The sequence below is a fragment of the Pseudomonas sp. SWRI77 genome (assembly GCF_014269105.1).
GTDB lineage: Bacteria > Pseudomonadota > Gammaproteobacteria > Pseudomonadales > Pseudomonadaceae > Aquipseudomonas > Aquipseudomonas capeferrum.
The window spans coordinates 102042-126599 of record NZ_JABWRV010000015.1; the positions used below are offsets into that span (position 1 = coordinate 102042).

Consider the following 24558-nt stretch of genomic DNA (forward strand, 5'->3'; position numbering starts at 1 on the left):
GACGCCGGGCAGCTTGCAGCTTGCGGCTAGAAGCTTGCCGCTTTATTGCGATTTCCTGACCCGCAGGTACCATTCCGACAGCAAGCGCACCTGCTTGTCGGTGTAACCACGCTCCACCATCCGGGTGACGAAGTCGTTGTGTTTCTTCTGGTCTTCCTTGCTGGCCTTGGCATTGAAGCTGATGACCGGCAGCAGGTCTTCGGTGTTGGAGAACATTTTCTTCTCGATCACCACCCGCAGTTTTTCATAGCTCAGCCAGCTCGGGTTCTTGCCGTTGTTGTTGGCGCGTGCGCGCAGTACGAAGTTGACGATCTCGTTGCGGAAGTCTTTCGGGTTGCTGATGCCGGCAGGCTTCTCGATCTTCTCCAGTTCTTCGTTGAGGGCAATACGGTTGAGGATCTCGCCGGTTTCCGGGTCGCGGTATTCCTGGTCCTGAATCCAGAAGTCGGCGTACAGCACATAGCGGTCGAAGATGTTCTGGCCGTACTCGCTGTAAGACTCGAGGTAGGCGGTCTGGATCTCCTTGCCGATGAACTCGATGTAGCGCGGTGCCAGGTATTCCTTCAGGTAGCGCAGGTAGCGTTCGCGCACTTCGGCCGGGAACTGTTCCTGTTCGATCTGCTGTTCGAGCACATACAGCAGGTGAACCGGGTTGGCTGCGATCTCGTGCGGGTCGAAGTTGAAGACCTTGGACAGGATCTTGAAGGCGAAGCGGGTCGACAGGCCGTTCATGCCCTCGTCGACGCCTGCCGAGTCCCGGTATTCCTGGATCGACTTGGCCTTAGGATCGGTGTCCTTGAGGTTTTCACCGTCGTAGACACGCATCTTCGAATAGATGTTGGAGTTTTCGGGCTCCTTGAGGCGCGAGAGCACGGTGAACTGGGCCAGCATCTTGAGGGTGTCGGGCGCGCAATGGGCCTTGGCCAGCGAGCTGTTGACCAGCAGTTTGTCGTAGATCTTGATTTCGTCACTGACGCGCAGGCAGTAGGGCACCTTGACGATGTAGATCCGGTCGATGAACGCTTCGTTGTTTTTGTTGTTGCGGAAGGTGTGCCACTCCGATTCGTTGGAGTGGGCCAGCAGGATGCCGGTGTAGGGGATCGCCCCCAGCCCCTCGGTACTGTTGTAGTTACCTTCCTGGGTCGCCGTCAGCAGGGGGTGCAGGACCTTGATCGGCGCCTTGAACATCTCGACGAATTCCATCAGGCCCTGGTTGGCCCGGCACAGCGCACCCGAATAGCTGTAGGCGTCGGCGTCGTTCTGTGGGTATTCCTCGAGTTTGCGGATGTCCACCTTGCCCACCAGGGCAGAAATGTCCTGGTTGTTCTCATCGCCGGGTTCGGTCTTGGCGATGGCGATCTGGTTAAGGATCGAGGGGTAGAGTTTGACCACCTTGAACTTGGAGATATCGCCGCCGAACTCCTGCAGGCGCTTGGTGGCCCAGGGCGACATGATGGTGTTCAGGTAGCGCCGTGGGATCCCAAACTCTTCCTCGAGAATGGCCCCATCTTCGGTGGCGTTGAACAAACCCAGTGGTGATTCGAATACAGGCGAGCCCTTGATGGCGTAGAAGGGCACTTTCTCCATCAGCTGCTTGAGCTTCTCGGCCAGCGACGACTTGCCGCCGCCTACCGGGCCCAGCAGGTAGAGGATTTGCTTCTTCTCTTCCAGGCCCTGCGCCGCGTGGCGGAAGTACGAAACGATCTGGTCGATGCATTCTTCCATGCCATGGAAGTCTTCAAAGGCCGGATAGCGCCGAATGACCTTGTTCGAGAAGATCCGCGAAAGCCTGGAATTGTTGGAGGTGTCGACAAGCTCCGGTTCGCCGATGGCCAGCAACAGCCGTTCTGCCGCCGAAGCGTAGGCGCTGCGATCCTGCTTGCACAGCTCGAGGTACTCCTGCAGCGAAAGTTCTTCCTGGCGGGTGGACTCGAAACGTTGTTGGAAGTGGCTAAAAATGCTCATGACGTCACCTCGCTCGATACGTGGAGACGACGCCGGATCAGTCAGCTGATGCTGGCATGCAACCGGGTTCGCCGATTGCTGTATACCCCCCAGAACACCCTTGAAACGCTACCGATGACCCGCACGCCGGTGTACCGGCTCTCCCCTTTTTTGGATGGCCTGGGCTTAAGGATAGTTGGTAATACGCAAGGTCAAGGGCGCGAGGCCGAGAAGTTGCTCGCGACCGTTCGTCAGGTGAGCCGCAAGCCCGCATAGGGCGCGGGCTGCAGTAAAAATGAAAAAATTATTCAGCAGCGCCTTGGGCAGTCTCGCCCGGGTAGGTGGCGCGCCACAGCTCAAAGCCGCCATCGACGCTGTACACCTCCGAGAAGCCCTGGCCGGCCAGGTAGGCGGCGGCGCTCTGGCTGGAATTGCCGTGGTAGCAGACCACCAGGGTCGGTGCATCGAGGTCGGCATTGCGGATGAAATCGGCGACCGAATGGTTATCCAGGTGGGTGGCGCCGCTGATGTGGCCGGCGGCAAAAGCCTGTGGGTCGCGAATATCGACCACTACCGCACCTTGCGCGCGCAGGGCCAGGGCCTGCTCGGGAGGGATGCGCTTGAATTCGCTCATGGGTACGGTTTCCTTCAGGGCTGATCGTTGAGTCTAGTGGGTTGTGCCGGCGTGCGTACGGTGCCGTCGTCGGCGCAGTCGCAGCGATGGTATTCACCGCTGTCGACGTTATAGAGGGTCATGGCACCGCCCCACACGCAACCGGTGTCCAGGGCGATGATGCCGGGCTCGTCGACGCGCCCTTCAAGGGCGGCCCAGTGGCCGAAGATGATCTTCACATGCCGCGAGCGGCGGTCCTTGTGCGCAAACCAGGGCTTGTAGCCTTTGGGGGCTGCGCCCAAGCCTTCCTTGCTCTTGAGGTCGAGCTTGCCCTCGGGGGTGCAGAAGCGCATGCGCGTGAGGTAGTTGGTGATCACCCGCAGGCGCTCGATACCTGTGAGGTTCTTGCTCCACTTGTTCGGCTCGTTGCCGTACATGCCATCGAGGTAGAGCTTGAGGCGCCCGTCGTCCCGCAGCACTTCCTCGACTTCGGCGGCAAGCTCAAGGGCTCGGCCCAGGGTCCACTGTGGCGGTATGCCGGCATGTACCATGGCGATACCGCGGGGCTCGTCGTAATGCAGCAGTTTTTGCCGGCGCAGCCAGTCGAACAGCAGGTCGGCGTCTGGCGCTTCGAGGATTGCGCCCAGGGTGTCGCTCTTTTTCAGGCGTTCGACGTTGTGCCAGGCGGCCAGCAGGTGCAGGTCATGGTTGCCCAGCACGCACACCAGCGAGTCACGGATCGAGTAAAGGTAACGCAGGGTTTCCAGCGACTCGGGGCCGCGGTTGACCAGGTCACCGACCAACCAGAGGCGGTCGACGGCGGGGTTGAAGCGCACGCGTTCGAGCAGGCATTTGAGCGGTTGCAGGCAGCCTTGCAGGTCACCGACGGCGTAGGTCGCCATCAGTGCAGGGCTCCGGGTACCGCTAGGCGGAAGGGCGCGATCTGGGCATCGAAGCGTTTACCGTCTTCGGCGAACATCTGGTAGCTGCCCTGCATGGTGCCGACGCGGGTGCTGATGACCGCGCCACTGCTGTAGGTATGGCTCTGGCCCGGGTCGATGTTCGGTTGCTGGCCGACCACGCCGGCGCCGCGCACTTCCTCGACTTCGCCATCACCGTTGGTGATCAGCCAGTGTCGGGACAGCAACTTGGCCGTGACCGAGCCGTTGTTCTGCACGGTAATGGTGTAGGCGAAAGCGAAACGACTGTTTTCGGGGTCGGATTGTTCTTTGAGGTAGCGGGTCACGACGCTGACGTCGATCTGATAGCGGGGATCGGACATGCAAAGGCCTTGGGCGAACTGACGCAATAATGCAGTCTAGGCCATTGGCGGGGGGGAGGGCCAGCGGTGTGGTCGCGGGCAGGCATGTCAGCAGGGGTGGGGGTGGTGCCGGCCTCTTCACGGGTGAACCGCGAAGAGGCCGGTGCAGGCGCTATCAGGCTTGTTGGTCAGCCAACTGGTCTGCCAGGCGCACGAAGGCCGCCAGGTCCAGCTGTTCAGGCCTCAGGCTGCCATCAACACCAGCGGCTTCGATCGCCTGGCTGTCGAGCAGGCCTTTGAGGGTGTTGCGCAGTGTCTTGCGACGCTGGTTGAAGGCTTCGCGAACGACCCGCTCCAGCAGCAGGTGGTCCTTGGCTGGGAACGGTAGCACTTCGTGTGGCACCAGGCGCACGATGGCCGAGTCCACCTTTGGCGGCGGGTTGAACGCGCCAGGGCCGACGTTGAACAGGTGTTCGACCCGGCAGTGGTACTGCACCATGATCGACAGGCGGCCCCAGTCACCGCCACCCGGGCCTGCGGCCATGCGCTCGACCACTTCCTTCTGCAGCATGAAGTGCATGTCGCGGATCAGCCCGGCGTGGCTGAGCAGGTGGAAGATCAGCGGTGTGGAAATGTTGTAGGGCAGGTTGCCGACCACCTTGAGGCTGCGCGGTGGCACGCCGAGCTGGTTGAAGTCGAACTTCAGGGCGTCGCCTTGGTGCAGGCGGAAGTTGTCACGGCCGGCGAATTTGTGCTGAAGGATCGGCACCAGGTCCTTGTCCAGTTCCACCACGTCCAGCTGTGCACCGCTGCCCAGCAGGCCCTCGGTGAGGGCGCCCTGGCCTGGGCCGATTTCCAGCAGGTGTTCACCCGCCTTGGCGTGGATGGCGCGCAGGATGCGGTCGATGATGCCGGCGTCGTGCAGGAAGTTCTGACCGAAGCGCTTGCGCGCCCGGTGTTGGTATTGCTCGTTCATGGTCGGTTCTCGGCCATCTGGTAGGCGGTTTCCAGGGCAACCCGCAGGCTGCCGGTATCAACCTTGCCGGTGCCGGCCAGGTCCAGGGCGGTGCCGTGGTCGACCGACGTGCGGATGATCGGCAGGCCCAGCGTGACATTGACGGCGGCGCCGAAGCCTTTGTACTTGAGTACGGGCAGGCCCTGGTCGTGGTACATCGCCAGCACTGCGTCGCAGTGCTCCAGATATTTGGGGGTAAACAGGGTATCGGCCGGCAGCGGTCCGCGCAGGTCCATGCCTTCGGTGCGCAGGCGGGCCAGTGTCGGTTCGATGATGTCGATTTCTTCGCGGCCCAGATGGCCGCCTTCTCCGGCGTGCGGGTTGAGGCCGCAGACCAGGATGCGAGGGTTGGCAATGCCGAACTTGTCGCGCATATCGGCGTGCAGGATGCGGGTGACACGCTCGACGCGTTCAGCGGTGATCGCGTCGGCAATCTCGCGCAGCGGCAGGTGAGTGGTCACCAGGGCCACGCGCAGGCCGCGGGTCGCGAGCATCATCACCACTTGCGCGGTGTGGGTCAGCTCGGCGAGGAACTCGGTATGCCCGGAAAAGGCAATGCCGCTCTCGTTGATCACGCCCTTGTGCACAGGGGCGGTGATCATCCCGGCGAAATGCCCGTCCAGGCAGCCAGTGCCTGCGCGGGTCAGGGTTTGCAGGACGAAGGCGGCATTGGCCTTGTCCAGCTGGCCTGCCGTCACGGCGGTGGCCAGGGGTGTATCCCAGACATACAAGCTGCCCGCAGGCGCTGGCTGGTCGGGCCAGTGGTCCGGCGCTACCGGCAGCAGGTTGACGGCCAGCCCCAGCTGCGTGGCCCGCTCGGCGAGCAGGTCACGGCTGGTGATGGCAATCAGGGGATGGGGCTGGGCGTCTGCGGCGAGCAGCAGGCACAGGTCGGGACCTATGCCGGCTGGTTCACCGGGGGTGACGGCGAAGCGCAGGGGCTTCACTGTGCAGCCTGGTCGGCGCCAGGCAGCTTGATTTCAACGTAGGCTTCGTCGCGGATCTGGCGCAGCCAGGTCTGCAGCTCTTCGTCGTACTTGCGGTTGCGCAGCACGTTCAATGCCTGCTGTTCACGCGCCTGTTCGGTGCTGTCGGTGGCGCGGCGGCCCAGCACTTCCAGGACGTGCCAGCCGTACTGGGTCTTGAACGGTTTGGTGACTTCGCCTTGGGCTGCGTTGGCCATCTGCTCACGGAACTCAGGCACCAGGCTGTTTGGGTCGACCCAGTTGAGGTCGCCGCCGTTAAGCGCCGAGCCCGGGTCTTCCGAGAAGCTCTTGGCCAGCTCGCCGAAGTCTTCGCCGTTCTTGATGCGGTCGTACAGGCGTTCGGCCAATTGCTCGGTGGCTGCGTCGCTGCGGATTTCGCTCGGCTTGATCAGGATGTGGCGTACATGCACTTCGTCACGCAGCACGTTCTCGCTGCCACCACGCTTCTCCTCGAGCTTGAGGATGATGAAGCCGTTGGGGATACGGATTGGCTGGGTGACATCGCCAGTGGCCATGTTGCTGAGCATCTTGGCGAAGTCAGGTGGCAGCTGGCCGGCTTTACGCCAGCCCATCTCGCCGCCTTCCAGGGCGTTCTCGCTGGCGGAACGGGCGATGGCCAACTGGCCGAAGTCCGCGCCTTGCTTGAGCTGCTGGTAGACATCGCCGGCCTGCCGGGCGGCCGCCTGGATGGCGTCGGAGTTGGCGCTTTCCGGGGTCGGGATAAGGATGTTGGCCAGGCGGTACTCTTCCGAGAGCTGCATCTTGCCCAGGTCCGAGTTGAGGAAGTTTTTCACTTCCTGCTCGGAAACCTGAATGCGCTCGGCCACACGGCGCTGGCGCACGCGGCTGATGATCATCTCGCGCTTGACCTGCTCGCGAGCGTCGTCGAACGACAGGCCATCATGGGCCAGGGCCGCGCGGAACTGGTCCAGCGACATGCCGTTGCGCTGGGCAATGGTGCCGATGGCCTGGTTCAGCTCCTCATCGGTGATGCGGATGCCGGAACGCTCGCCGATCTGCAGTTGCAGGTTTTCGACGATCAGGCGTTCGAGCACCTGCTGTTCCAGGGCGCTGGTCGGTGGCGCGCCGGCGCCACGTTTGGCGATGGTTTGCTGAACTTCATGGACGCGCTGGTCCAGTTGGCTCTGCATGACCACGTCGTTGTCGACGATGGCCACCACGCGGTCCAGGGGTTGTACCGCGGCATGCACCGCGCCACTCAGCAAAGCGGCGCCCAGCAACACTGGGCGCAGACGATCAATAAGCTTGGTCTTCACGTGTACGGTAACCTTGAATGCCTTCGTCGAGGAAAGATTCGACCTTGTTGCCCACTACACCACCGAGGCCTTTCAGCACGATCTGCAGGAAGATACCGTGGTCGCCTTTTTCGTTCGCTGGAAGGGCTTGGCTGAAGTCGTCGTAGTCGATCCAGTAACGGTTGATCAGGCGCAGCTTCCAGCAGCAGTTGTCATACTCGAAACCGCCCATGGCTTCCAGGGTGCGGTTGCGGTTGTAGTCATGCTGCCAGCGAGCGATGACGCTCCACTGCGGAACGATCGGCCAGATGACCGAGAAGTCATGCTGCTGGATCTTGTAGTAGTCCTTGATGTAGTTCTCGCTGCCTGGCACACCGTAGTCGCCGCCGCCCACTTTCCAGGTACCGGTCTGGGAGTCGTAGGAGATGGTGTCGTTGCGGTAGCGATAACCGAGGTTGACCACCTTGTTCGGGTTGTCTTCAGGCTGGTAGTGGAACATCGCGCTGCCCGAGCGGGTGCTGCGGCTGTCCGGGTCCCAGTTGAAGTCCGAATTGAAGCGCCAGTCGCGGTTGAACGCATAGTTGTACACCAGGGCGTACGGCGAAACGTCGGCCTGCGAGTCGGCGCGGGTCTTGTAGTTGATACCCGGCAACTGGACCTTGCGATCCTTGAAGTAGTAGGCCTGGCCGATGCTGAAGCTCTGCCGCTCGAAGCCGTCGTCCTCGATCCAGCGCGTGGTCACGCCCAGCGACAGTTTGTTCTCGTCGCCGATGCGGTCGGTGCCGCTGAAGCGGTTGTCGCGGAACAGCGAGTCGTAGCTGAACAGCGTTTCACCCGAGTCGAACAGCGGGATGTCCTTCTGGTCCTTGTACGGGACGTAGAGGTAGAACAGGCGCGGTTCAAGGGTTTGCTTGTAATTGGTGCCGAACATCGAGGTGTTGCGGTCGAAATACAACCCGCTGTCCACGCTGAAGATTGGCACGTCACGGTTCACCGTGCCGCTGTAGCTGCCATAAGCTACCGGATCAGCTGCCTGCAGCCTGATAGCGTCGGCCTTGCCTTTGCTGTCCAGGTCGAGGTCGTAATGGGTGTAGGCGTACTTCAGTTTTGGCGTCAGGTAGCCGTAGCTGGCTTCCATCGGCAGGCTGATCGATGGCGCGAAGTTCAGACGTGTGCCGTTGGCACGGGCAATACCGGCAATGTTCTGGTCAAGCCGTCGGCCGCCCAGCACTTCTCCGGTAATCGGGTCCGTTACAACGCCAGCAGTTCTGTCTGGCACGCCGTCCTTGTTGAATACCAGGTCGTCTTTCAGATCCCGATCAAAGCGAACCGCTTCAGTCTCATAAGCAAGGTTCAGCCCACCCGGCTCGAACGGCAGTTTACCGTTGAAGGTGATCTGCGGCAGGCGGTCATACGGCGTGATCTGCGAGATGGTCGCCATCTCGTAGGCATGCACGTTCAACCGCGCGGTGTAGCTGTCGCCACGGTAGGTCAGGGCGCCCTGCTGGTTGAGCAGGTCCTGGGTCTCTACGCCGATCTGGTCGGATTCGAGGTCCTGGAAGTAGAACGGGTCGCTGATGTCGGTGTAGTCCACCTCGGCCATCAGGCGCTCGTCCAGGCCACCCTTGTGCTGCCAGTTGACCATCCAGCGCTGTTCTTTGTAGTCAGTCTGGTCTTTACGGTCGTCGTTCTTGTCGTTCAGGTACGCGCCGCCGAACTGGCCTTCGCTGGACGGGGTCAGGTAACGGAACTCACCTTCCATCAGCAGGCCGCGCTTGGTCATGTAGCGCGGGTACAACGTGGCGTCATAGTTGGGCGCCAGGTTGAAGTAGTACGGGGTGACCAGCATGAAGCCGGTGTCGCTGCTGCTGCTGAACGAGGGCGGCAGGAAGCCGGACTGGCGACGGTCGTCGATCGGGAAGTAGATGTACGGTGTGTAGAACACCGGGAAATCCTTGACCCGCAAGGTGACGTTGGTCGCCGTGCCGAAACCGGTGGCCGGGTTCAGGGTGATGTTGTTGCCCTTCAGCTGCCAGGCGTTGCTGCCCGGTTCGCAGGTGGTGTACGTACCGTCCTTGAGACGGATGATGGCGTTTTCGCCACGTTTGGCGTACAGGGCGTTGCCGCGGATATGCGACTTGTGCATCACGTATTCGGCGTTGTCGACCTGGGCTTCGCCCGTGTCGAGCTGGATCTGCGCCTCGTCACCGACCACCAGCGAGCCGTTGTCACGGATCTTGACGTTGCCCTTGAGCTCGCCACGGTTCTCGGTCTGGTAGAGGTTGGCCTCGTCGGCCTCGGCCTGCATGCTGCCCTGGCGCATCACCACGTTACCGGCGAGGGTAGCGATCTGCTGCTCCTGCTGGTACTTGGACACCTTGGCATTGATGTAGGTCGGCGACTCGTCCTTGGGCGTGGTGTCGGCCATGCCAGGGCGGGTCGGCTCGATGTACGCGCCACCGCAGTACGGGCCGGTTTCGGCCAGCTGGGCGGCGGTAAGCTTGTCACGCGGGACCCAGTCGAGGTGGCTGTAGTCTTCGCTGCGCGACTTCAGGCCACGGCCCTTGGCCTCGGTGACCAGCATCGGCTTGTCCGCGGTTTCGGCTTCGCCCGCCTGGGCTTCGGTACCGGAACTGAGGGCAGCACCCTCGTGCACCGGACGCGGCGGCAGGTTGTTGACAGGCGCCTTGGGCTTGCAGTCCCAACCACCGGAGGCGGACACTTGGCAGTCGAACTGTTCGGCTGCCACGACGTACGACGTGGCCAGAGGTTGCAGGGCCAGCAAACCGCCGGTGACCAGCAACGGAAACTTTCTACGAAACGCGGGGGATTTCAATGCCATCTTATTAGTCCGGGCTTCCTGCGTGCCATCTGCCCGCGTGTGGGGCCGCACGCCTCTCGATGGTCTGAAAAAGATGCTGGATAATAAAGCATGACCCGCTTGACGGCTAGGGCCGTCGGAGACCCTTGTAATGCCTGATCACGATGTACGCTTGCAACAACTGACTGTCTGGCTCGATGAGCAGCTCAACACTATTTTCCAAAACAACGCCTGGGGCGAAGTGCCAGCAGGCAGCCTGACTGCCGCCAGCAGCGATGCGAGCTTCCGCCGCTACTTCCGCTGGCAGGGCGCAGGCCATAGTTTCGTGATCATGGATGCCCCCCCGCCGCAGGAGAACTGCCGACCGTTCGTCGCCATCGATCACCTGCTGGCCAGTGCCGGCGTGCACGTGCCGGTGATCCATGCCCAGGACCTGGAGCGCGGTTTCCTGCTGCTGGGCGATCTGGGCCACCAGACCTACCTGGACATCATCGATGGCCAGAATGCCGATGGCCTGTTCAGTGATGCCATCGATGCGCTGCTGGCGTTCCAGCGCCTGCCGATGGACGCGCCACTGCCGAGCTACGACGATGCCCTGCTGCGCCGGGAAGTCGAACTGTTCCCCGAGTGGTACGTCGGGCGAGAGCTTGGCCTGGCCTTCAGCGAGGCTCAGAAGGCCGCCTGGCAACGTGTCAGCCAGGCGCTGATCGACAGTGCCCTGGCCCAGCCCAAGGTGCTGGTGCACCGCGACTACATGCCGCGCAACTTGATGCACAGCACGCCAAACCCAGGCGTGCTGGACTTCCAGGACGCGGTCTACGGCCCGGTCACCTACGACATCACCTGCCTGTTCAAGGATGCCTTCCTCAGCTGGCCGCAGGCCCGGGTAGACGGCTGGCTGCGCAATTACTGGCAAAAAGCGCAGGCTGCCGGTATTCCCGTGCAAGCCGATTTCGAGGCATTTCAGCGCGCCAGCGACCTGATGGGGGTGCAGCGTCACCTCAAGGTGATCGGCATCTTCGCCCGCATCTGCCACCGCGATGGCAAGCCGCGCTACCTGGCGGACGTCCCACGTTTCTTCGCCTATATAGATGAAGTGATCGGTCGCCGTCCCGAATTGGCGGAGCTGGGCGAGCTGATTGCCGAACTCAAGGCCGGAGCACAGGCATGAAAGCGATGATCCTGGCAGCGGGCAAGGGCGAGCGCATGCGCCCCTTGACCCTGCACACGCCCAAGCCACTGGTGCCGGTAGCAGGCCAGCCGCTGATCGAGTACCACTTGCGCGCCCTGGCGGCAGCCGGTGTTACCGAGGTGGTGATCAACCATGCCTGGCTGGGCCAGCAGATCGAGGACCACCTGGGTGATGGCAGCTGTTTCGGCCTGAGCATCCGCTATTCGCCCGAGGGCGAACCGCTGGAAACCGGCGGCGGGATCTTCAAGGCACTGCCGTTGCTGGGCGAGGCGCCGTTCCTGCTGGTCAATGGTGACGTCTGGACCGACTACGACTTCACCCGCCTGCAGGCGCCGCTTGCGGGCCTGGCGCACCTGGTGCTGGTAGACAACCCGGGGCATCACGACCGTGGCGACTTCCGCCTGGCTGGCACGCAAGTGCTGGATGGCGATGAAGCGCCGGGTACCTTGACCTTCAGTGGCCTCTCGGTGCTTGACCCCGCGTTGTTCGAGGGTTGCCAGCCGGGGGCTTTCAAGCTGGCGCCTTTGCTGCGCCAGGCCATGGCGGATGGCAAGGTCACGGGCGAGCACTACCGTGGCCATTGGGTCGATGTCGGCACGCTGGAGCGCCTGGCCCAGGCCGAGCGCCTGATCGGCGAGCGCGCCTGAGATGTGGTGGCCAAGCACGGTGATTGGTGCCGGCGCCGGTTTTGCCGTCGCCAGCATCCCCGGCGCCTTGCTCGGCGCTCTGCTCGGGCAGGCCATGGACCGGCGCCTGCGGGTGCGTGGCTGGGAGGACATGCGCGAGCGCCTGGGCGGGCGCCCGGCCCTGCGCGACGAGGAGTTGCTGTTCGTGCTGCTCGGCAGGTTGGCCAAATGCGATGGGCGGGTGGCCGAGCAGCATATCCAGCAGGCGCGCCAAGAAATGGTACGCCTGGACCTGGCTGAGGCGGCCCGGCTGCGGGCCATTGCCGCGTTCAACCGTGGCAAGGCCGGCAAGGACCGGCTGGCCGGCCATCTGCGCCGTATCCGCCAGCAGCCGCATGCTGCAGAAGGGACCTTGCGTGCTTGTTGGCGCATGGTCTGGGCCGACGGCAAGGTTGGCAGCAAAGAGCGCGAGATGCTGTTGGACTGGGGGCAGAAGCTGGGTTTGAGCCGGCGCCAGGTGCAAGCCATGTCGCTGGAGTACGAGCCACGCAAGGCAGGGCTGGACGGTGGCACCATGACCTATGCGGCGGCCTTGCGACTGTTGGCGGTCGAGGCTGATACCGAGGGCGACAAGGTCAAGCAGGCCTATCGCCGGCTGATCAGCCGGCATCACCCGGATAAGCTGGCGGGTAGCGGCGCTACGGAAGCCCAGGTACGCGAGGCGACCGAACGGACCCGTGAGTTGCATCAGGCGTATGGGCTGATTCGCAAGCGGCGGGGGTTGTAGTCAACAGCCGAGGGCCGCACTACGGCCCCGGCAGCTTGTAATCAGTCTTGCGGGTTCAGCCACCCGCGCACCCGGCGGAACAATTGCTCCTGTTCAGCGGCCTTGTTGCCAGGCATGGCAATCAGCGACAACTGCCGGTACTGGCTGTCCTTCTGCCGCTTGCTGGCCTGCAGGCGCAATGCTGCAGCACGGCGATCACCGGTGCGGGTGGCGTAATACAGGTCGGCGGTCGGCACCTTGAGGGTGGGGGCCAGGCTTTCCAGGTCATGTTCCACCCGTGCCGGCGTCTGCGCGGCGACCATCACCAGTTTCTGCACCTGTGCGGGTTGCTTCTCGCTCAGGTAGCGGGCCGCCCAGTACGCGCCACTGCCATGGCCGATCAGCACGATGCTGCGCGCGTCATGCTGTTGCGCGTAGGCCACCGCGGCGTCGAGGCGGGCGAAGATGCGTTCGGCATCGGCAGGGTCGTTCTGCTCGCTGGCCTGCTCGGCGTCGGTGCTTTCTGCGGCATCGGCATCGGCGGCTGTCGCCTGGGCGACGTTGGCGTTGGCATCGGTCGGGGTGTCCTTGGCTGGCGCACTTTCGCCGTTGTCGTTGGCCGGTGCCTCGGTGGGCTTGGCTTCAACCCGCGCCTGCGGGCTGTCGGCGAGCAGGTCGGGCAAACTTACGCTCAGGCTGTGCCAGCCGACGTCGGGGAACTTGCGCCGCAGCGGGCCGACGGCGTTCGGCCAGTCGGCTGTCTCACCGGCACCGGGCACGATGATCACCGCACCTTGCGGGTCGTTGCTGTTGGCCGGTTTCCACAGTGCCAGAAAGCGCTCGGCGCCTGCCTGCAGGGTTTGCTGCTCGGCCTTGGGCACCAGGCGCTCCAGGGCCTGGGCGTCTTCCTGGCTGCGTTCCAGCAGGGGTGGCCGGGTGGCCTCGACGGGCGCGGCTTCGGTGGTGGTGGAAGGTTTTTCAGCGTCGGCGGCCATGGCGCCGAGCGGAAGGATCGAGGCTAGGCAGCACAGTGCCAGCGTCGTGCGATAAAGTGTGGACATGCGTCAACCCAAGGCCAGAATGATACCGGCAGCCTAATAGTATTTGCCCGTGACGGCCATGCTGCATGGCCGCCCTTGCCAAGACGAGCGTGTAGATGAAGCGAATGCGTCGCCTGTTGGTTATCGGCTGCTTGTGGCTACCCTTGATCGCGCTGGCAAGGCCCGAGGCAGTGCCGAGCGTAGCCCTTGAACCCGCGCAGCAGCAGTGGCTGGAGGCCCATCGCAGCCTGCGGGTCGGCCTGGTGTTGCAGGCGCCGTATGCGCAGTTCGACCGCCGTCTGCAGCAACTTTACGGGGCCAATGTCGAGCTGGTGAGCGCGTTGGCCCAGGCGCTGAGGCTGGACCTGACCTGGCGTAACTTCGCCGATCAGGCCAGCCTCGAGCACGCCTTGCAGGCCGGCGAAATCGACTTCGCCCCCGGCCTTACCCAGACCCCGGCGAGCCTGCGGCTATGGCTGTTCAGCGACCCGTACATGCGCGTGCCGCAACTGGTGGTCGGCCCGCGCACGGGCGCCATGGCGGTGGAGCTGGAAACGCTCGAACCCGACCAGCGCGTCGCCGTGCGCATGCCCAGCCCGTTGGCGGATTACCTGCGTAGCAACTACGGCAACCTCAACCTGCAAGGCGTGCCCAACGAGCGCGAGGCGCTGCAGTTGATCGTGGGTGGCCAGGCCAGTTACGCGGTGCTCGATGAAGCCCAGCTCAGCCGGCTGTCGCGCGAGAGCGAGTTCGGCGAGCTGGCGGTGGTCGGCGATATCGGCTTGCCGCAACTGCTGCGGGTGGGCTCGCGGCGTGACTGGCCGCTGTTGGCCGACGTGCTCGAACGGGGCTTGCAGGCCATCCCGGCCAAGGCGCTGGAGCAACTTCACCAGCGCTGGCTGCAACCCAAGTACCCGCGTTTGAGTGAGTCGGCCGGCTTTTGGCAGAACCTCGCCTTGCTGTTCGGCCTGTTGCTGCTGTGCGCGCTGGCCACGCTGACCTGGCAGCGCCGGCAACAGCGCCAGCTGGAACGCAGCCTGCTGGCAACGCGCGAGAACCTGGCCGAACGCCAGGTACGTGAAGAGGCGCTGCGCCTGAGCCAGTTCGCCATCGACCAGAGCACCGTGGGTATCCTGTGGGTCAACTGGGACAGCCATGTGCGTTACGCCAACCATGCCGCAGAGCGCATGCTGGGCTATGGGCAAAGTGAGTTGCTGGAGCGCCCGCTGATCGACTTCGAGCCCAACCTGAACATGGACCGCTGGCTGGAACTATGGCGGGGGGCGCGCGCGGGCGGCGGCGGTGTGGGGCAGTTCGAGACCCGCTGCCTGCGCGCGGACCGCAGCTTGCTGCCGGTGGAGCTGTCGTTGAGTTTTCTGCGCTTTCGCGACGCCGAGTACCTGGTGGTGTATATCGCCGATGTCACCGAGCGCCACCGCGCGCTGGCCGCGCTGCGCGAAAGCGAAGCGCGGCTCAAGGGCATCGCTGGCAACGTGCCGGGGCTGGTGTTTCGGCTGGAGCGTGACCCGGCCGAGGGCGACCTGGAGTTCCCCTACATCAGCGAAGGCAGCGAGGCGTTGGTTGGTTATGCACCCGCCGAAATCCAGCACCCGCAGATGGGCCTGCGCAATCTGGTGCACCCCGAAGACCGCAGCGACTATCACCGGGTGCAGGACCTGGCCCTGGCCAGCAACCAGGACTGGTCATGGCAGGGGCGCATCCTGACGCGCCAGGGTGAACAGCGTTGGGCCGACATCAAGGCCAGTACCCGGCGCCTGGCCGATGGCCGGGTGGTGTGGGACGGTATCGTCTGGGACATCACCCAGGGCAAGCGGGCAGAACTGGCGCTGGCGCGCTCGCAGGAGCAGCTGCGCGAGTTGTCGGCGCACCTGGAAAGCGTGCGCGAGGAAGAAAAGGCCCGTATCGCCCGTGAGGTGCACGATGAGCTGGGGCAGATGCTGACCGTGCTCAAGCTTGAGGTGTCGATGTGTGAACTGGCCTTTGCCGAACTCGACCCAGGGCTGAACGAGCGCTTGTCGAGCATGAAGCGCCTGATCGCCCAGCTGTTCCAGCTGGTGCGCGACGTGGCCACGGCACTGCGCCCGCCGATTCTCGATGCCGGCATCGCCTCGGCCATAGAATGGCAGGCGCGGCGTTTCGAGGCGCGTACACAAATCCCCTGCCTGGTGCAGGTACCGGATAATCTGCCAGCATTGAGTGATGCCAAGGCCATCGGGCTGTTTCGTATTCTGCAGGAGGCGCTGACCAACGTCATGCGCCACGCGCAGGCGCACAGCGTGGAGATCGAACTGGTGCGTGAGCATGGGCAACTGCGTATGACCGTCAGCGACGACGGCAGCGGTTTTTGCCGCGACCAGACCCGGCCCACCTCGTTCGGCCTGGTGGGCGTGCGCGAACGGGTGCTGATGCTGGGGGGCAGCATGACGCTGGACAGTGAACCGGGCGAGGGCACCAGCCTGAGCGTGGCCATTCCGTTGGAGTAGGAGACCGATCGTGATTCGAGTGCTGGTGGCAGAAGACCACACCATTGTCCGTGAAGGCATCAAGCAATTGATTGGCCTGGCCAAGGACATGCAGGTGGCGGGCGAGGCTGGCAACGGCGAGCAGTTGCTCGAAGCCTTGCGCCATACCCCCTGTGAAGTGGTGTTGCTGGATATATCGATGCCGGGCGTCAACGGCCTGGAGGCCATCCCGCGCATCCGCGCCCTGAACGACGCCCCTGCGATCCTGATGCTGTCGATGCACGACGAGGCGCAGATGGCGGCGCGGGCGCTGAAGGCTGGCGCCGCCGGTTATGCCACCAAGGACAGTGACCCCGCCTTGCTGTTGACCGCCATTCGCCGGGTTGCCGGGGGCGGGCGCTACATCGACCCGGCATTGGCCGACCGCATGGTCTTCGAGGTCGGCCTGACCGAGTCCAGGCCCTTGCATACCCTGCTCTCGGAGCGTGAGTTCTCGGTATTCGAGCGCCTGGCCCAAGGCGCTAACGTCAATGACATCGCTCAGCAACTGGCGCTGTCGAGCAAGACCATCAGCACCCACAAGGCGCGGCTGATGCAGAAGCTCAAGGTCAACTCACTGGCGGAACTGGTGAAGTACGCCATGGAGCACAAGCTGGTCTGAGTGTTCTGGTTGCGACATGGCCTGACGGTTGGCAATGAGCGAGTACTGTGGGAGCGGGCTTGCCCCGCGAAAGGGCCGGCAAGCTCAACCTCATTGCCCGGGGTGGCGCATTCGCGGGGCAAGCCCGCTCCCACAAGGTGAAGTGGTGTGCCTGGGGTCTATTCCAAACCCGCCATCCTTGTAGGGCAATCCCTACAACGAATCTTCCATCTGGATGATGGCATTCTCTCAGTACCCCCGATTTTCGGGCACTTGCGTCTTGTCTAGTCTTTGCCTACGCAGTCATCAAACAAGAAGGTGCAGGCATGAGCGAGGCGAATTCGAACGCTGCAACCAGCGAAACGCTGGTCAGCTTCCGTGGTGTGCAGAAGAGCTACGACGGCGAGTCGCTGATCGTCAAAAACCTCAACCTGGACATCCGCAAGGGCGAGTTCCTTACCTTGCTCGGCCCGTCCGGCTCGGGCAAGACCACCAGCCTGATGATGCTGGCCGGTTTCGAAACCCCCACCGCTGGCGAAATCCAGCTGGCCGGGCGCTCGATCAACAACGTGCCGCCGCACAAGCGTGACATCGGCATGGTGTTCCAGAACTACGCGCTGTTCCCGCACATGACCGTGGCCGAGAACCTGGCCTTTCCGCTGAGCGTGCGCAACCTCAGCAAGACCGACATCAGCGAGCGGGTGAAGCGTGTGCTGAGCATGGTCCAGCTCGACGCCTTCGCCAAGCGCTACCCCGGCCAGTTGTCGGGGGGCCAGCAACAGCGGGTGGCCCTGGCCCGTGCCCTGGTGTTCGAGCCGCAACTGGTGCTGATGGACGAACCGCTGGGCGCGCTCGACAAGCAACTGCGCGAACACATGCAGATGGAGATCAAGCATATCCACCAGCGCCTGGGTGTAACCGTGGTCTACGTGACCCACGACCAGGGCGAGGCGCTGACCATGTCTGACCGGGTGGCGGTGTTCCACCAGGGCGAAATTCAGCAGATCGCCGACCCTCGCACCCTCTATGAACAGCCGTGCAACACCTTCGTGGCCAACTTCATTGGCGAGAACAACCGCATCAACGGCACCTTGCTGGCCAGCGATGGCCACCGTTGCCAGGTGCAGCTGGCGCGGGGCGAACGGGTCGAAGCGCTGGCGGTGAATGTCGGCCAGGCCGGCGAGCCGGTGACTTTGTCGATCCGCCCGGAGCGTGTGCGCCTCAATGGCCACAGTGAAAGCTGCGTCAACCGCTTTTCTGGCCGTGTGGCCGAGTTCATCTACCTGGGCGACCACGTACGGGTGCGCCTGGAAGTCTGTGGCAAGGCCGACTTCTTCGTGAAGCAGCCGATCGCCGAGCTCGACCCGGCCTTGGCCGTGGGCGATGTGGTACCGCTGGGCTGGGAGGTGGAGCACGCCCGCGCGCTCGATCCGATTGCCGAAGCCCATTGATGGATTGCTTCACCAACCCTGTACTGTGGAGAGAATAATAATGCGCAAGCAGTTGAAACTGACCGCCCTGGCCCTGGGGCTGTTCGCCGCTGGCCAGGCCATGGCGGCCGACCTGACCGTGATCTCTTTCGGCGGCGCCAACAAGGCCGCCCAGACCAAAGCGTTCTACGAGCCGTGGGAGAAGGCGGGTAACGGCAAGATCGTCGCCGGCGAGTACAACGGCGAAATGGCCAAGGTCAAAGCCATGGTCGACACCAAGAGTGTGTCCTGGAACCTGGTGGAAGTAGAGTCGCCAGAACTGTCGCGCGGTTGCGACGAGGGCATGTTCGAAGAGCTCGACCCGGCGTTGTTCGGTGATCAAGCCGACTACGTCCCCGGCGCCATCCAGCCCTGCGGCGTAGGCTTCTTCGTTTGGTCCACGGTAATGGCCTACAACGCCGACAAGCTCAAGACTGCGCCTACCAGCTGGGCCGACTTCTGGGATACCAAGCAGTTCCCGGGCAAGCGTGGCCTGCGCAAGGGCGCCAAGTACACTCTGGAATTCGCCTTGATGGCCGACGGCGTTGCGCCCAAGGACGTGTACACGGTGCTGGCTACCAAAGAAGGCCAGGACCGTGCCTTCAAGAAGCTCGACGAACTCAAGCCAAGCATTCAGTGGTGGGAAGCCGGTGCCCAGCCGCCTCAGTTCCTGGCCTCGGGTGACGTGGTCATGAGCTCGGCCTACAACGGCCGGATTGCCGCCGTGCAGAAAGAGAGCAACCTCAAGGTGGTGTGGAACGGCGGCATCTACGACTTCGATGCCTGGGCCATTCCAAAAGGCGCCAAGAACGCCGAAGAGGCGAAGAAATTCATCGCCTACAGCGTCAAGCCCGAGCAACAGAAAATCTACTCCGAGAACATCGCCTACGGCCCGGCCAACGCCAAGGCCGTCAGCCTGCTGTCGGACGAGGTGAAGAAAGACATGCCGACCACGCCTGAGAACATCGCCAACCAGGTGCAGATCGACGTGGCCTTCTGGGCCGACAACAGCGAGCAGCTCGAGCAACGCTTCAACGCCTGGGCGGCGAAGAAGTAAAGCGCCTCGTCGGAGCGCCAGGGCTTGCACTGGCGCTTCCCGTTTACCTGTTTTGCGGAGTTCGCCATGGCCATTGCAGTGCCCCTCAACGAAGGCGCAGGTCCTAGTCTCAAGCAGCGCCTCAAGCACGCCGAGCGGGTCAACCGCTGGAAGGCGCAGGCGTTGATCGCGCCGCTGGCGCTGTTCCTTCTGCTGGTGTTTCTGGTGCCGATCGCAGCGCTGTTGTACAAGAGCGTCGGCAACCCAGAGGTGGTCGCCGGCCTGCCGCGTACCGTCGAAGCGGTGTCCCTGTGGGACGGCAAGAGTTTGCCCGGCGAAGACGTGTACAAGGCACTGAGCCAGGACCTGGCCGAGTCGCGCAAGAAGCAGACCCTGGGCGACCTCTCCAAGCGGTTGAACATGGAGCTGGCCGGCTACCGTAGCCTGTTGACCAAGACCGCCCGGGCGCTGCCGTTCAAGGCTGAACCGGCCTCCTATAAAGAAGCGTTGCAGACCCTCGATGAGCGCTGGGGTGACCCGGCCTACTGGCAGGCGATCCGCCGCAACACCAGCACGGTCACCTCGTTCTACCTGCTGGCATCGCTCGACCACCGTATCGATGACCTCGGCGAGCTGGCCAAGGCCACGCCCGACCAATCTATCTACCTGGATATCTTTGCCCGCACCCTGTGGATGGGTGTGGTGATTACCGCCATCTGCCTGGTGCTGGCCTACCCGCTGGCCTACCTGTTGGCCAACCTGCCGGCCCGGCAGAGCAACCTGCTGATGATTCTGGTGCTGCTGCCGTTCTGGACCTCGATCCTGGTGCGGGTGGCCGCATGGATCGTGCTGCTGCAGTCGGGCGGCTTGATCAACAGTGCGCTGATGGCTATTGGCATTATCGATCAACCGCTGGAACTGGTGTTCAACCGCACCGGCGTGTACATCTCCATGGTGCATATCCTGCTGCCGTTCATGATCTTGCCGCTGTACAGCGTGATGAAGGGCATTTCGCCCAGCTACATGCGCGCGGCCATCTCGTTGGGTTGCCATCCGTTCGCCAGCTTCTGGCGGGTGTACTTCCCGCAGACCTACGCCGGGGTTGGCGCGGGTTGCCTGCTGGTGTTCATCCTGGCCATTGGCTACTACATCACCCCGGCATTGCTGGGCAGCCCGAACGACCAGATGGTCAGCTACTTCGTGGCGTTCTATACCAACACCAGCATCAACTGGGGCATGGCGACCGCGCTGGGTGGGTTGTTGCTGCTGGCGACCGTGTTGCTGTACCTGATCTATAGCTGGCTGGTCGGCGCCAGCCGCCTGCGCCTGAGCTGAGGAGCCTTGTCATGCTGAGCCCATACATGTCACCCGTGGAGCGGGTCTGGTTCTACAGCCTGCGCGTTCTTTGCGGCCTGATTCTGCTGTTCCTGATATTGCCGGTGTTGGTGATCGTGCCGTTGTCGTTCAACAGTGGCAGTTTCCTGGTTTACCCGCTGCAGGGCTTTTCGCTGCAGTGGTACCAGGACTTCTTCGGCTCTGCCGAGTGGATGCGGGCGTTGAAGAACAGCATCATCGTCGCCCCGGCGGCCACGGTGCTGGCCATGGTGTTTGGTACGTTGGCGGCGATCGGCCTGACCCGGGGCGATTTCCCGGGCAAGTCGCTGGTGATGGCGCTGGTCATCTCGCCGATGGTGGTGCCGGTGGTGATCATTGGTGTGGCCAGTTACCTGTTTTTCGCCCCGCTGGGGCTGGGCAACAGTTTTACCTCGCTGATTCTGGTGCATGCGGTACTGGGTGTGCCGTTCGTCATCATCACCGTGTCGGCGACATTGCAGGGCTTCAACTACAACCTGGTACGCGCCGCTGCCAGCCTGGGTGCCTCGCCGCTGCTGGCGTTCCGCCGGGTGACCCTGCCGTTGATCGCGCCGGGGGTGATCTCGGGGGCGCTGTTTGCCTTCGCGACGTCGTTCGATGAGGTGGTGGTGACGTTGTTCCTTGCAGGGCCGGAGCAGGCAACCCTGCCACGGCAGATGTTCAGTGGTATTCGCGAAAACCTGAGCCCGACGATTGCGGCGGCGGCGACCTTGCTGATCGCGTTTTCGGTGGTGCTGCTGTTGACCCTGGAGTGGCTGCGTGGGCGTAGCGAGAAGTTGAGGACCCAGCAGCCGGGCTGATCCCTGTATTGCTTGTACCGGCCTTGTGGATGCGGGCTTGCCCCGCGCAGAGGCCGGTACAGGCTGGAGCACCTCGTCGACACGGATTGATACCAATCAGCCTCTATCCGTTTGCCTGAGTTACAATGCGCGCCACCGTGATTCTGCCCTACAGGTGCGCCATGCAGCCCTACGCTATTGCCCCCTCCATTCTCTCCGCCGATTTCGCCCGCCTGGGCGAGGACGTCGACAAGGTGCTGGCCGCTGGTGCCGACATCGTTCACTTCGATGTGATGGACAACCACTACGTACCCAACCTGACCATCGGCCCGATGGTCTGCACCGCCCTGCGCAAGTACGGCCTGACCGCGCCGATCGACGTGCACCTGATGGTCAGCCCGGTTGACCGTATCATCGGTGACTTCATCGAAGCCGGCGCCACCTACATCACCTTCCACCCGGAAGCCAGCCAGCACATCGACCGCTCGCTGCAGTTGATCCGCGACGGCGGTTGCAAGGCCGGCCTGGTGTTCAACCCGGCGACCAGCCTGGATGCCCTGAAGTACGTGATGGACAAGGTCGACATGGTCCTGCTGATGAGCGTCAACCCAGGCTTTGGCGGGCAGAAGTTCATCCCCGGCACCCTGGACAAACTGCGTGAGGCGCGTGCGCTGATCGACGCCAGCGGCCGTGATATCCGCCTGGAAATCGACGGTGGCGTCAACGTCAACAATATCCGCGAAATCGCCGCCGCTGGCGCCGACACCTTCGTCGCCGGCTCGGCAATCTTCAATGCCCCGGACTACCAGGAAGTCATCGCCAAGATGCGCGCCGAATTGGCTCAGGCCCGCCCATGAGCGGCTTCGAGCAGCTGTTCCCGGGGACGCTGCCCAGGCTGGTGATGTTCGATCTGGACGGTACCCTGATCGACTCCGTGCCAGACCTGGCCGCCGCCGTGGACCGCATGCTGCTCGAACTCGGGCGCCCGCCGGCAGGCCTTGATGCGGTGCGCCACTGGGTGGGTAACGGTGCTCAGGTGCTGGTGCGCCGTGCGCTGGCAGGGGGTATCGAGCACGCGTCGGTGGACAATGCGCTTGCCGACCAGGCCCTGGCGCTGTTCATGGATGCCTATGCCGAAAGCCACGAACTGACCGTGGTTTACCCCGGCGTGCAAGACACCTTGCGCTGGTTGCGCAAGCAAGGCGTGGAGATGGCGCTGATCACCAACAAGCCCGAGCGCTTTGTTGCCCCGCTGCTGGACCAGATGAAGATCGGCCGCTACTTCCGCTGGATCATCGGCGGCGACACCCTGCCACAAAAGAAACCCGACCCCGCAGCGTTGCTGTTCGTCATGCAGATGGCCGGCGTCACGCCGCAACAGTCGCTGTTCGTCGGCGATTCGCGCAGCGATGTCCTGGCCGCCAAGGCCGCGGGTGTGCAGTGCGTGGGCCTGACCTACGGCTACAACCATGGCCGGCCGATCAACGACGAGTCGCCCAACCTTGTGATCGACGATCTGCGTGCGCTGCTGCCCGGTTGCGCAGACCCGGCCACTGGGATAACGTTGGCGGACCTTCAAGCCTCACAAGACAGAGAGTCCACCGTGGCGGTTACTGGCAAATTCTGGATGAAAGTCATCAAGGCCCTGGCCCGTTGGCGTTGGCGCGCCTGACTTCTGCCCGCCGGCGCCTGCCGGCCCGTCCGTTTGCCTGACCCTATTGCTGCTTGCCACGAGGCTACTCATGACCCGCGAAGAATTCCTGCGCCTGGCCGCTGCCGGCTACAACCGCATCCCCCTGGCCTGTGAAACCCTGGCCGACTTCGACACGCCGCTGTCGATCTACCTGAAACTGGCTGATCAGCCCAACTCCTATCTGCTCGAGTCGGTACAGGGCGGGGAGAAATGGGGCCGTTACTCGATGATCGGCCTGCCGTCGCGCACCGTGATGCGCGTGCATGGTTATCAGGTGAGCATCCTGCAGGATGGCGTCGAGGTAGAGCGCCATGACGTCGACGACCCGCTGGCCTTCGTCGAGTCGTTCAAGGACCGTTACAAGGTCGCCGATATCCCTGGCCTGCCACGTTTCAATGGCGGCTTGGTCGGCTACTTCGGTTATGACTGCGTGCGCTATGTGGAGAAGCGCCTGGGTGCAAGCCCGAACCCGGACCCATTGGGTGTGCCGGATATCCTGCTGATGGTGTCCGACGCCGTGGTGGTGTTCGACAACCTGGCCGGCAAGATGCACGCCATCGTGCTGGTAGACCCGGCCGAGGAACAGGCTTTCGAACAAGGCAAGGCACGCCTGGCAGGGTTGCTGGAGACATTGCGCCAGCCTATCACCCCGCGCCGGGGCCTGGACCTGAGCGGCCCGCAGGCGGCCGAGCCGGAGTTCCGCTCCAGCTATACCCGCGAGGATTACGAAAACGCGGTTGGCCGCATCAAGGAGTACATCCTGGCGGGTGACTGCATGCAGGTGGTGCCGTCCCAGCGCATGTCGATCGACTTCAAGTCGGCGCCCATCGACCTGTACCGTGCCTTGCGCTGCTTCAACCCGACGCCGTACATGTACTTCTTCAATTTCGGCGACTTCCATGTGGTCGGCAGTTCGCCCGAAGTGCTGGTGCGGGTCGAGGACAACCTGGTCACCGTGCGCCCGATTGCCGGCACCCGCCCGCGCGGTGCTACCGAGGAAGCGGACCGTGCCCTGGAAGACGACCTGCTGTCGGACGAGAAAGAAATCGCCGAGCACTTGATGCTGATCGACCTGGGCCGCAACGACGTGGGCCGTGTGTCGGCGACGGGCAGTGTGCGCCTGACCGAGAAGATGGTGATCGAGCGTTACTCCAACGTGATGCACATCGTTTCCAACGTCACCGGGCAGTTGCGCGAGGGCCTGACCGCGATGGACGCATTGCGCGCGATTTTGCCGGCCGGGACCCTGTCGGGTGCACCGAAGATCCGTGCGATGGAGATCATCGACGAGCTGGAGCCGGTCAAGCGGGGCGTTTACGGTGGCGCGGTGGGCTATTTTGCCTGGAACGGCAACATGGATACCGCGATTGCCATCCGTACCGCGGTCATCAAGGACGGCGAACTGCATGTGCAGGCGGGTGGCGGCATCGTGGCGGACTCGGTGCCGGCGCTGGAATGGGAAGAAACCATCAACAAGCGCCGGGCGATGTTCCGTGCGGTGGCCTTGGCTGAGCAGACATCTGCCAAGTAGGTGATGGGTTTTTGGGGCCGCCAAGCGGCCCCA

21 protein-coding genes are annotated in these 24558 nt (G+C 63.3%); 12 read left to right on the forward strand and 9 right to left on the reverse strand.

Translation table 11 applies throughout. The features are described from left to right. Positions 1-42 precede the first annotated feature (42 nt). The 8 genes from HU766_RS15980 to HU766_RS16015 form a co-directional block, all read right to left on the reverse strand. Complete coding sequence (locus HU766_RS15980; protein WP_027594382.1) at positions 43-1965, reverse strand: PrkA family serine protein kinase; 1923 nt, start codon at positions 1963-1965, stop codon at positions 43-45. Between the two features lie 283 nt (positions 1966-2248). Continuing rightward, positions 2249-2578: a thiosulfate sulfurtransferase GlpE gene (glpE, locus tag HU766_RS15985; RefSeq protein WP_047583863.1), complete on the reverse strand. Its 330-nt coding sequence runs from the start codon at positions 2576-2578 to the stop codon at positions 2249-2251. Between the two features lie 14 nt (positions 2579-2592). Next, the gene (locus HU766_RS15990; RefSeq protein ID WP_186658702.1) at positions 2593-3459 is read right to left on the reverse strand and encodes a symmetrical bis(5'-nucleosyl)-tetraphosphatase; all 867 of its coding nucleotides are present in this window, start codon (positions 3457-3459) and stop codon (positions 2593-2595) included. Further along, on the reverse strand, positions 3459-3839 hold the full coding sequence (apaG, locus tag HU766_RS15995; RefSeq protein ID WP_033703052.1) for a Co2+/Mg2+ efflux protein ApaG: 381 nt from the start codon (positions 3837-3839) through the stop codon (positions 3459-3461). The genes HU766_RS15990 and apaG overlap by 1 nt, the downstream gene beginning before the upstream one ends. A gap of 154 nt (positions 3840-3993) precedes the next feature. Further along, on the reverse strand, positions 3994-4794 hold the full coding sequence (gene rsmA / locus HU766_RS16000) for a 16S rRNA (adenine(1518)-N(6)/adenine(1519)-N(6))-dimethyltransferase RsmA (protein WP_033703051.1): 801 nt from the start codon (positions 4792-4794) through the stop codon (positions 3994-3996). Then, entirely contained in the window at positions 4791-5780 is a 990-nt protein-coding gene (gene pdxA, locus HU766_RS16005) for a 4-hydroxythreonine-4-phosphate dehydrogenase PdxA (protein ID WP_033703049.1), read from the reverse strand. The genes rsmA and pdxA overlap by 4 nt, the downstream gene beginning before the upstream one ends. Then, positions 5777-7096 carry a peptidylprolyl isomerase SurA gene (surA, locus tag HU766_RS16010; RefSeq protein ID WP_033703048.1) on the reverse strand — a complete coding sequence of 440 codons (1320 nt, stop codon included), beginning with the start codon at positions 7094-7096 and terminating at the stop codon, positions 5777-5779. Before surA ends, pdxA begins: the two co-directional genes overlap by 4 nt. Further along, positions 7077-9917 (reverse strand): LPS-assembly protein LptD, encoded by a 2841-nt coding sequence (locus HU766_RS16015; RefSeq protein WP_186658704.1) that lies wholly within the window; start codon positions 9915-9917, stop codon positions 7077-7079. Before HU766_RS16015 ends, surA begins: the two co-directional genes overlap by 20 nt. A 130-nt stretch (positions 9918-10047) precedes the next feature. Between HU766_RS16015 and HU766_RS16020 the strand changes: the two genes are divergently transcribed. The 3 genes from HU766_RS16020 to HU766_RS16030 are packed head-to-tail and all read left to right on the forward strand — an operon-like array spanning position 10048 to position 12501. Next, a complete protein-coding gene (locus HU766_RS16020; RefSeq protein ID WP_033703045.1) occupies positions 10048-11067 on the forward strand; it encodes a phosphotransferase in 1020 nt (339 codons plus the stop codon). Beyond that, positions 11064-11735 (forward strand): N-acetylmuramate alpha-1-phosphate uridylyltransferase MurU, encoded by a 672-nt coding sequence (murU, locus tag HU766_RS16025; protein WP_186658707.1) that lies wholly within the window; start codon positions 11064-11066, stop codon positions 11733-11735. The genes HU766_RS16020 and murU overlap by 4 nt, the downstream gene beginning before the upstream one ends. Position 11736: 1 nt before the next feature. After that, positions 11737-12501: a TerB family tellurite resistance protein gene (locus HU766_RS16030; protein ID WP_033703043.1), complete on the forward strand. Its 765-nt coding sequence runs from the start codon at positions 11737-11739 to the stop codon at positions 12499-12501. A gap of 41 nt (positions 12502-12542) precedes the next feature. Here the strand turns inward: HU766_RS16030 and HU766_RS16035 are convergent, their stop codons facing one another. Further along, complete coding sequence (locus HU766_RS16035; protein WP_186658710.1) at positions 12543-13541, reverse strand: alpha/beta hydrolase family protein; 999 nt, start codon at positions 13539-13541, stop codon at positions 12543-12545. Between the two features lie 95 nt (positions 13542-13636). Between HU766_RS16035 and HU766_RS16040 the strand changes: the two genes are divergently transcribed. From HU766_RS16040 to trpE, 9 genes are all read left to right on the forward strand, one after another. Next, entirely contained in the window at positions 13637-16024 is a 2388-nt protein-coding gene (locus tag HU766_RS16040; RefSeq protein ID WP_186658713.1) for a sensor histidine kinase, read from the forward strand. 7 nt (positions 16025-16031) lie between these two features. Next, on the forward strand, positions 16032-16664 hold the full coding sequence (locus HU766_RS16045) for a response regulator transcription factor (RefSeq protein ID WP_177326514.1): 633 nt from the start codon (positions 16032-16034) through the stop codon (positions 16662-16664). A gap of 305 nt (positions 16665-16969) precedes the next feature. After that, a complete protein-coding gene (locus HU766_RS16050) occupies positions 16970-18094 on the forward strand; it encodes an ABC transporter ATP-binding protein (RefSeq protein WP_033703038.1) in 1125 nt (374 codons plus the stop codon). A 40-nt stretch (positions 18095-18134) separates the two neighbouring features. After that, a complete protein-coding gene (locus HU766_RS16055) occupies positions 18135-19169 on the forward strand; it encodes an ABC transporter substrate-binding protein (RefSeq protein WP_033703037.1) in 1035 nt (344 codons plus the stop codon). A gap of 66 nt (positions 19170-19235) precedes the next feature. Further along, positions 19236-20483 carry an ABC transporter permease gene (locus HU766_RS16060; RefSeq protein WP_186658717.1) on the forward strand — a complete coding sequence of 416 codons (1248 nt, stop codon included), beginning with the start codon at positions 19236-19238 and terminating at the stop codon, positions 20481-20483. An 11-nt stretch (positions 20484-20494) separates the two neighbouring features. After that, entirely contained in the window at positions 20495-21322 is an 828-nt protein-coding gene (locus HU766_RS16065) for an ABC transporter permease (RefSeq protein ID WP_186658720.1), read from the forward strand. Between the two features lie 161 nt (positions 21323-21483). Beyond that, positions 21484-22158, forward strand: coding sequence for a ribulose-phosphate 3-epimerase (rpe, locus tag HU766_RS16070; RefSeq protein ID WP_033703334.1), 675 nt, complete (start codon positions 21484-21486; stop codon positions 22156-22158). After that, positions 22155-22973 (forward strand): phosphoglycolate phosphatase, encoded by an 819-nt coding sequence (locus HU766_RS16075; protein WP_033703034.1) that lies wholly within the window; start codon positions 22155-22157, stop codon positions 22971-22973. Before rpe ends, HU766_RS16075 begins: the two co-directional genes overlap by 4 nt. Before the next feature lie 70 nt (positions 22974-23043). Beyond that, a complete protein-coding gene (gene trpE / locus HU766_RS16080; RefSeq protein ID WP_186658723.1) occupies positions 23044-24525 on the forward strand; it encodes an anthranilate synthase component I in 1482 nt (493 codons plus the stop codon). Positions 24526-24558: the final 33 nt, after the last annotated feature.

Excerpts from the sequence above, each read along its gene's own strand:
- HU766_RS16060 (WP_186658717.1), top strand. The coding sequence starts at position 19,236 with ATGGCCATTGCAGTGCCCCTCAACGAAGGCGCAGGTCCTAGTCTCAAG.
- glpE (WP_047583863.1), bottom strand. The coding sequence starts at position 2,578 with ATGAGCGAATTCAAGCGCATCCCTCCCGAGCAGGCCCTGGCCCTGCGC.
- rsmA (WP_033703051.1), bottom strand. The coding sequence starts at position 4,794 with ATGAACGAGCAATACCAACACCGGGCGCGCAAGCGCTTCGGTCAGAAC.
- apaG (WP_033703052.1), bottom strand. The coding sequence starts at position 3,839 with ATGTCCGATCCCCGCTATCAGATCGACGTCAGCGTCGTGACCCGCTAC.
- HU766_RS16020 (WP_033703045.1), top strand. The coding sequence starts at position 10,048 with ATGCCTGATCACGATGTACGCTTGCAACAACTGACTGTCTGGCTCGAT.
- HU766_RS16040 (WP_186658713.1), top strand. The coding sequence starts at position 13,637 with ATGAAGCGAATGCGTCGCCTGTTGGTTATCGGCTGCTTGTGGCTACCC.
- HU766_RS16030 (WP_033703043.1), top strand. The coding sequence starts at position 11,737 with ATGTGGTGGCCAAGCACGGTGATTGGTGCCGGCGCCGGTTTTGCCGTC.
- HU766_RS16035 (WP_186658710.1), bottom strand. The coding sequence starts at position 13,541 with ATGTCCACACTTTATCGCACGACGCTGGCACTGTGCTGCCTAGCCTCG.
- HU766_RS16055 (WP_033703037.1), top strand. The coding sequence starts at position 18,135 with ATGCGCAAGCAGTTGAAACTGACCGCCCTGGCCCTGGGGCTGTTCGCC.
- HU766_RS16065 (WP_186658720.1), top strand. The coding sequence starts at position 20,495 with ATGCTGAGCCCATACATGTCACCCGTGGAGCGGGTCTGGTTCTACAGC.
- murU (WP_186658707.1), top strand. The coding sequence starts at position 11,064 with ATGAAAGCGATGATCCTGGCAGCGGGCAAGGGCGAGCGCATGCGCCCC.
- HU766_RS16075 (WP_033703034.1), top strand. The coding sequence starts at position 22,155 with ATGAGCGGCTTCGAGCAGCTGTTCCCGGGGACGCTGCCCAGGCTGGTG.
- HU766_RS16015 (WP_186658704.1), bottom strand. The coding sequence starts at position 9,917 with ATGGCATTGAAATCCCCCGCGTTTCGTAGAAAGTTTCCGTTGCTGGTC.
- rpe (WP_033703334.1), top strand. The coding sequence starts at position 21,484 with ATGCAGCCCTACGCTATTGCCCCCTCCATTCTCTCCGCCGATTTCGCC.
- trpE (WP_186658723.1), top strand. The coding sequence starts at position 23,044 with ATGACCCGCGAAGAATTCCTGCGCCTGGCCGCTGCCGGCTACAACCGC.
- HU766_RS15980 (WP_027594382.1), bottom strand. The coding sequence starts at position 1,965 with ATGAGCATTTTTAGCCACTTCCAACAACGTTTCGAGTCCACCCGCCAG.
- HU766_RS16050 (WP_033703038.1), top strand. The coding sequence starts at position 16,970 with ATGAGCGAGGCGAATTCGAACGCTGCAACCAGCGAAACGCTGGTCAGC.
- HU766_RS15990 (WP_186658702.1), bottom strand. The coding sequence starts at position 3,459 with ATGGCGACCTACGCCGTCGGTGACCTGCAAGGCTGCCTGCAACCGCTC.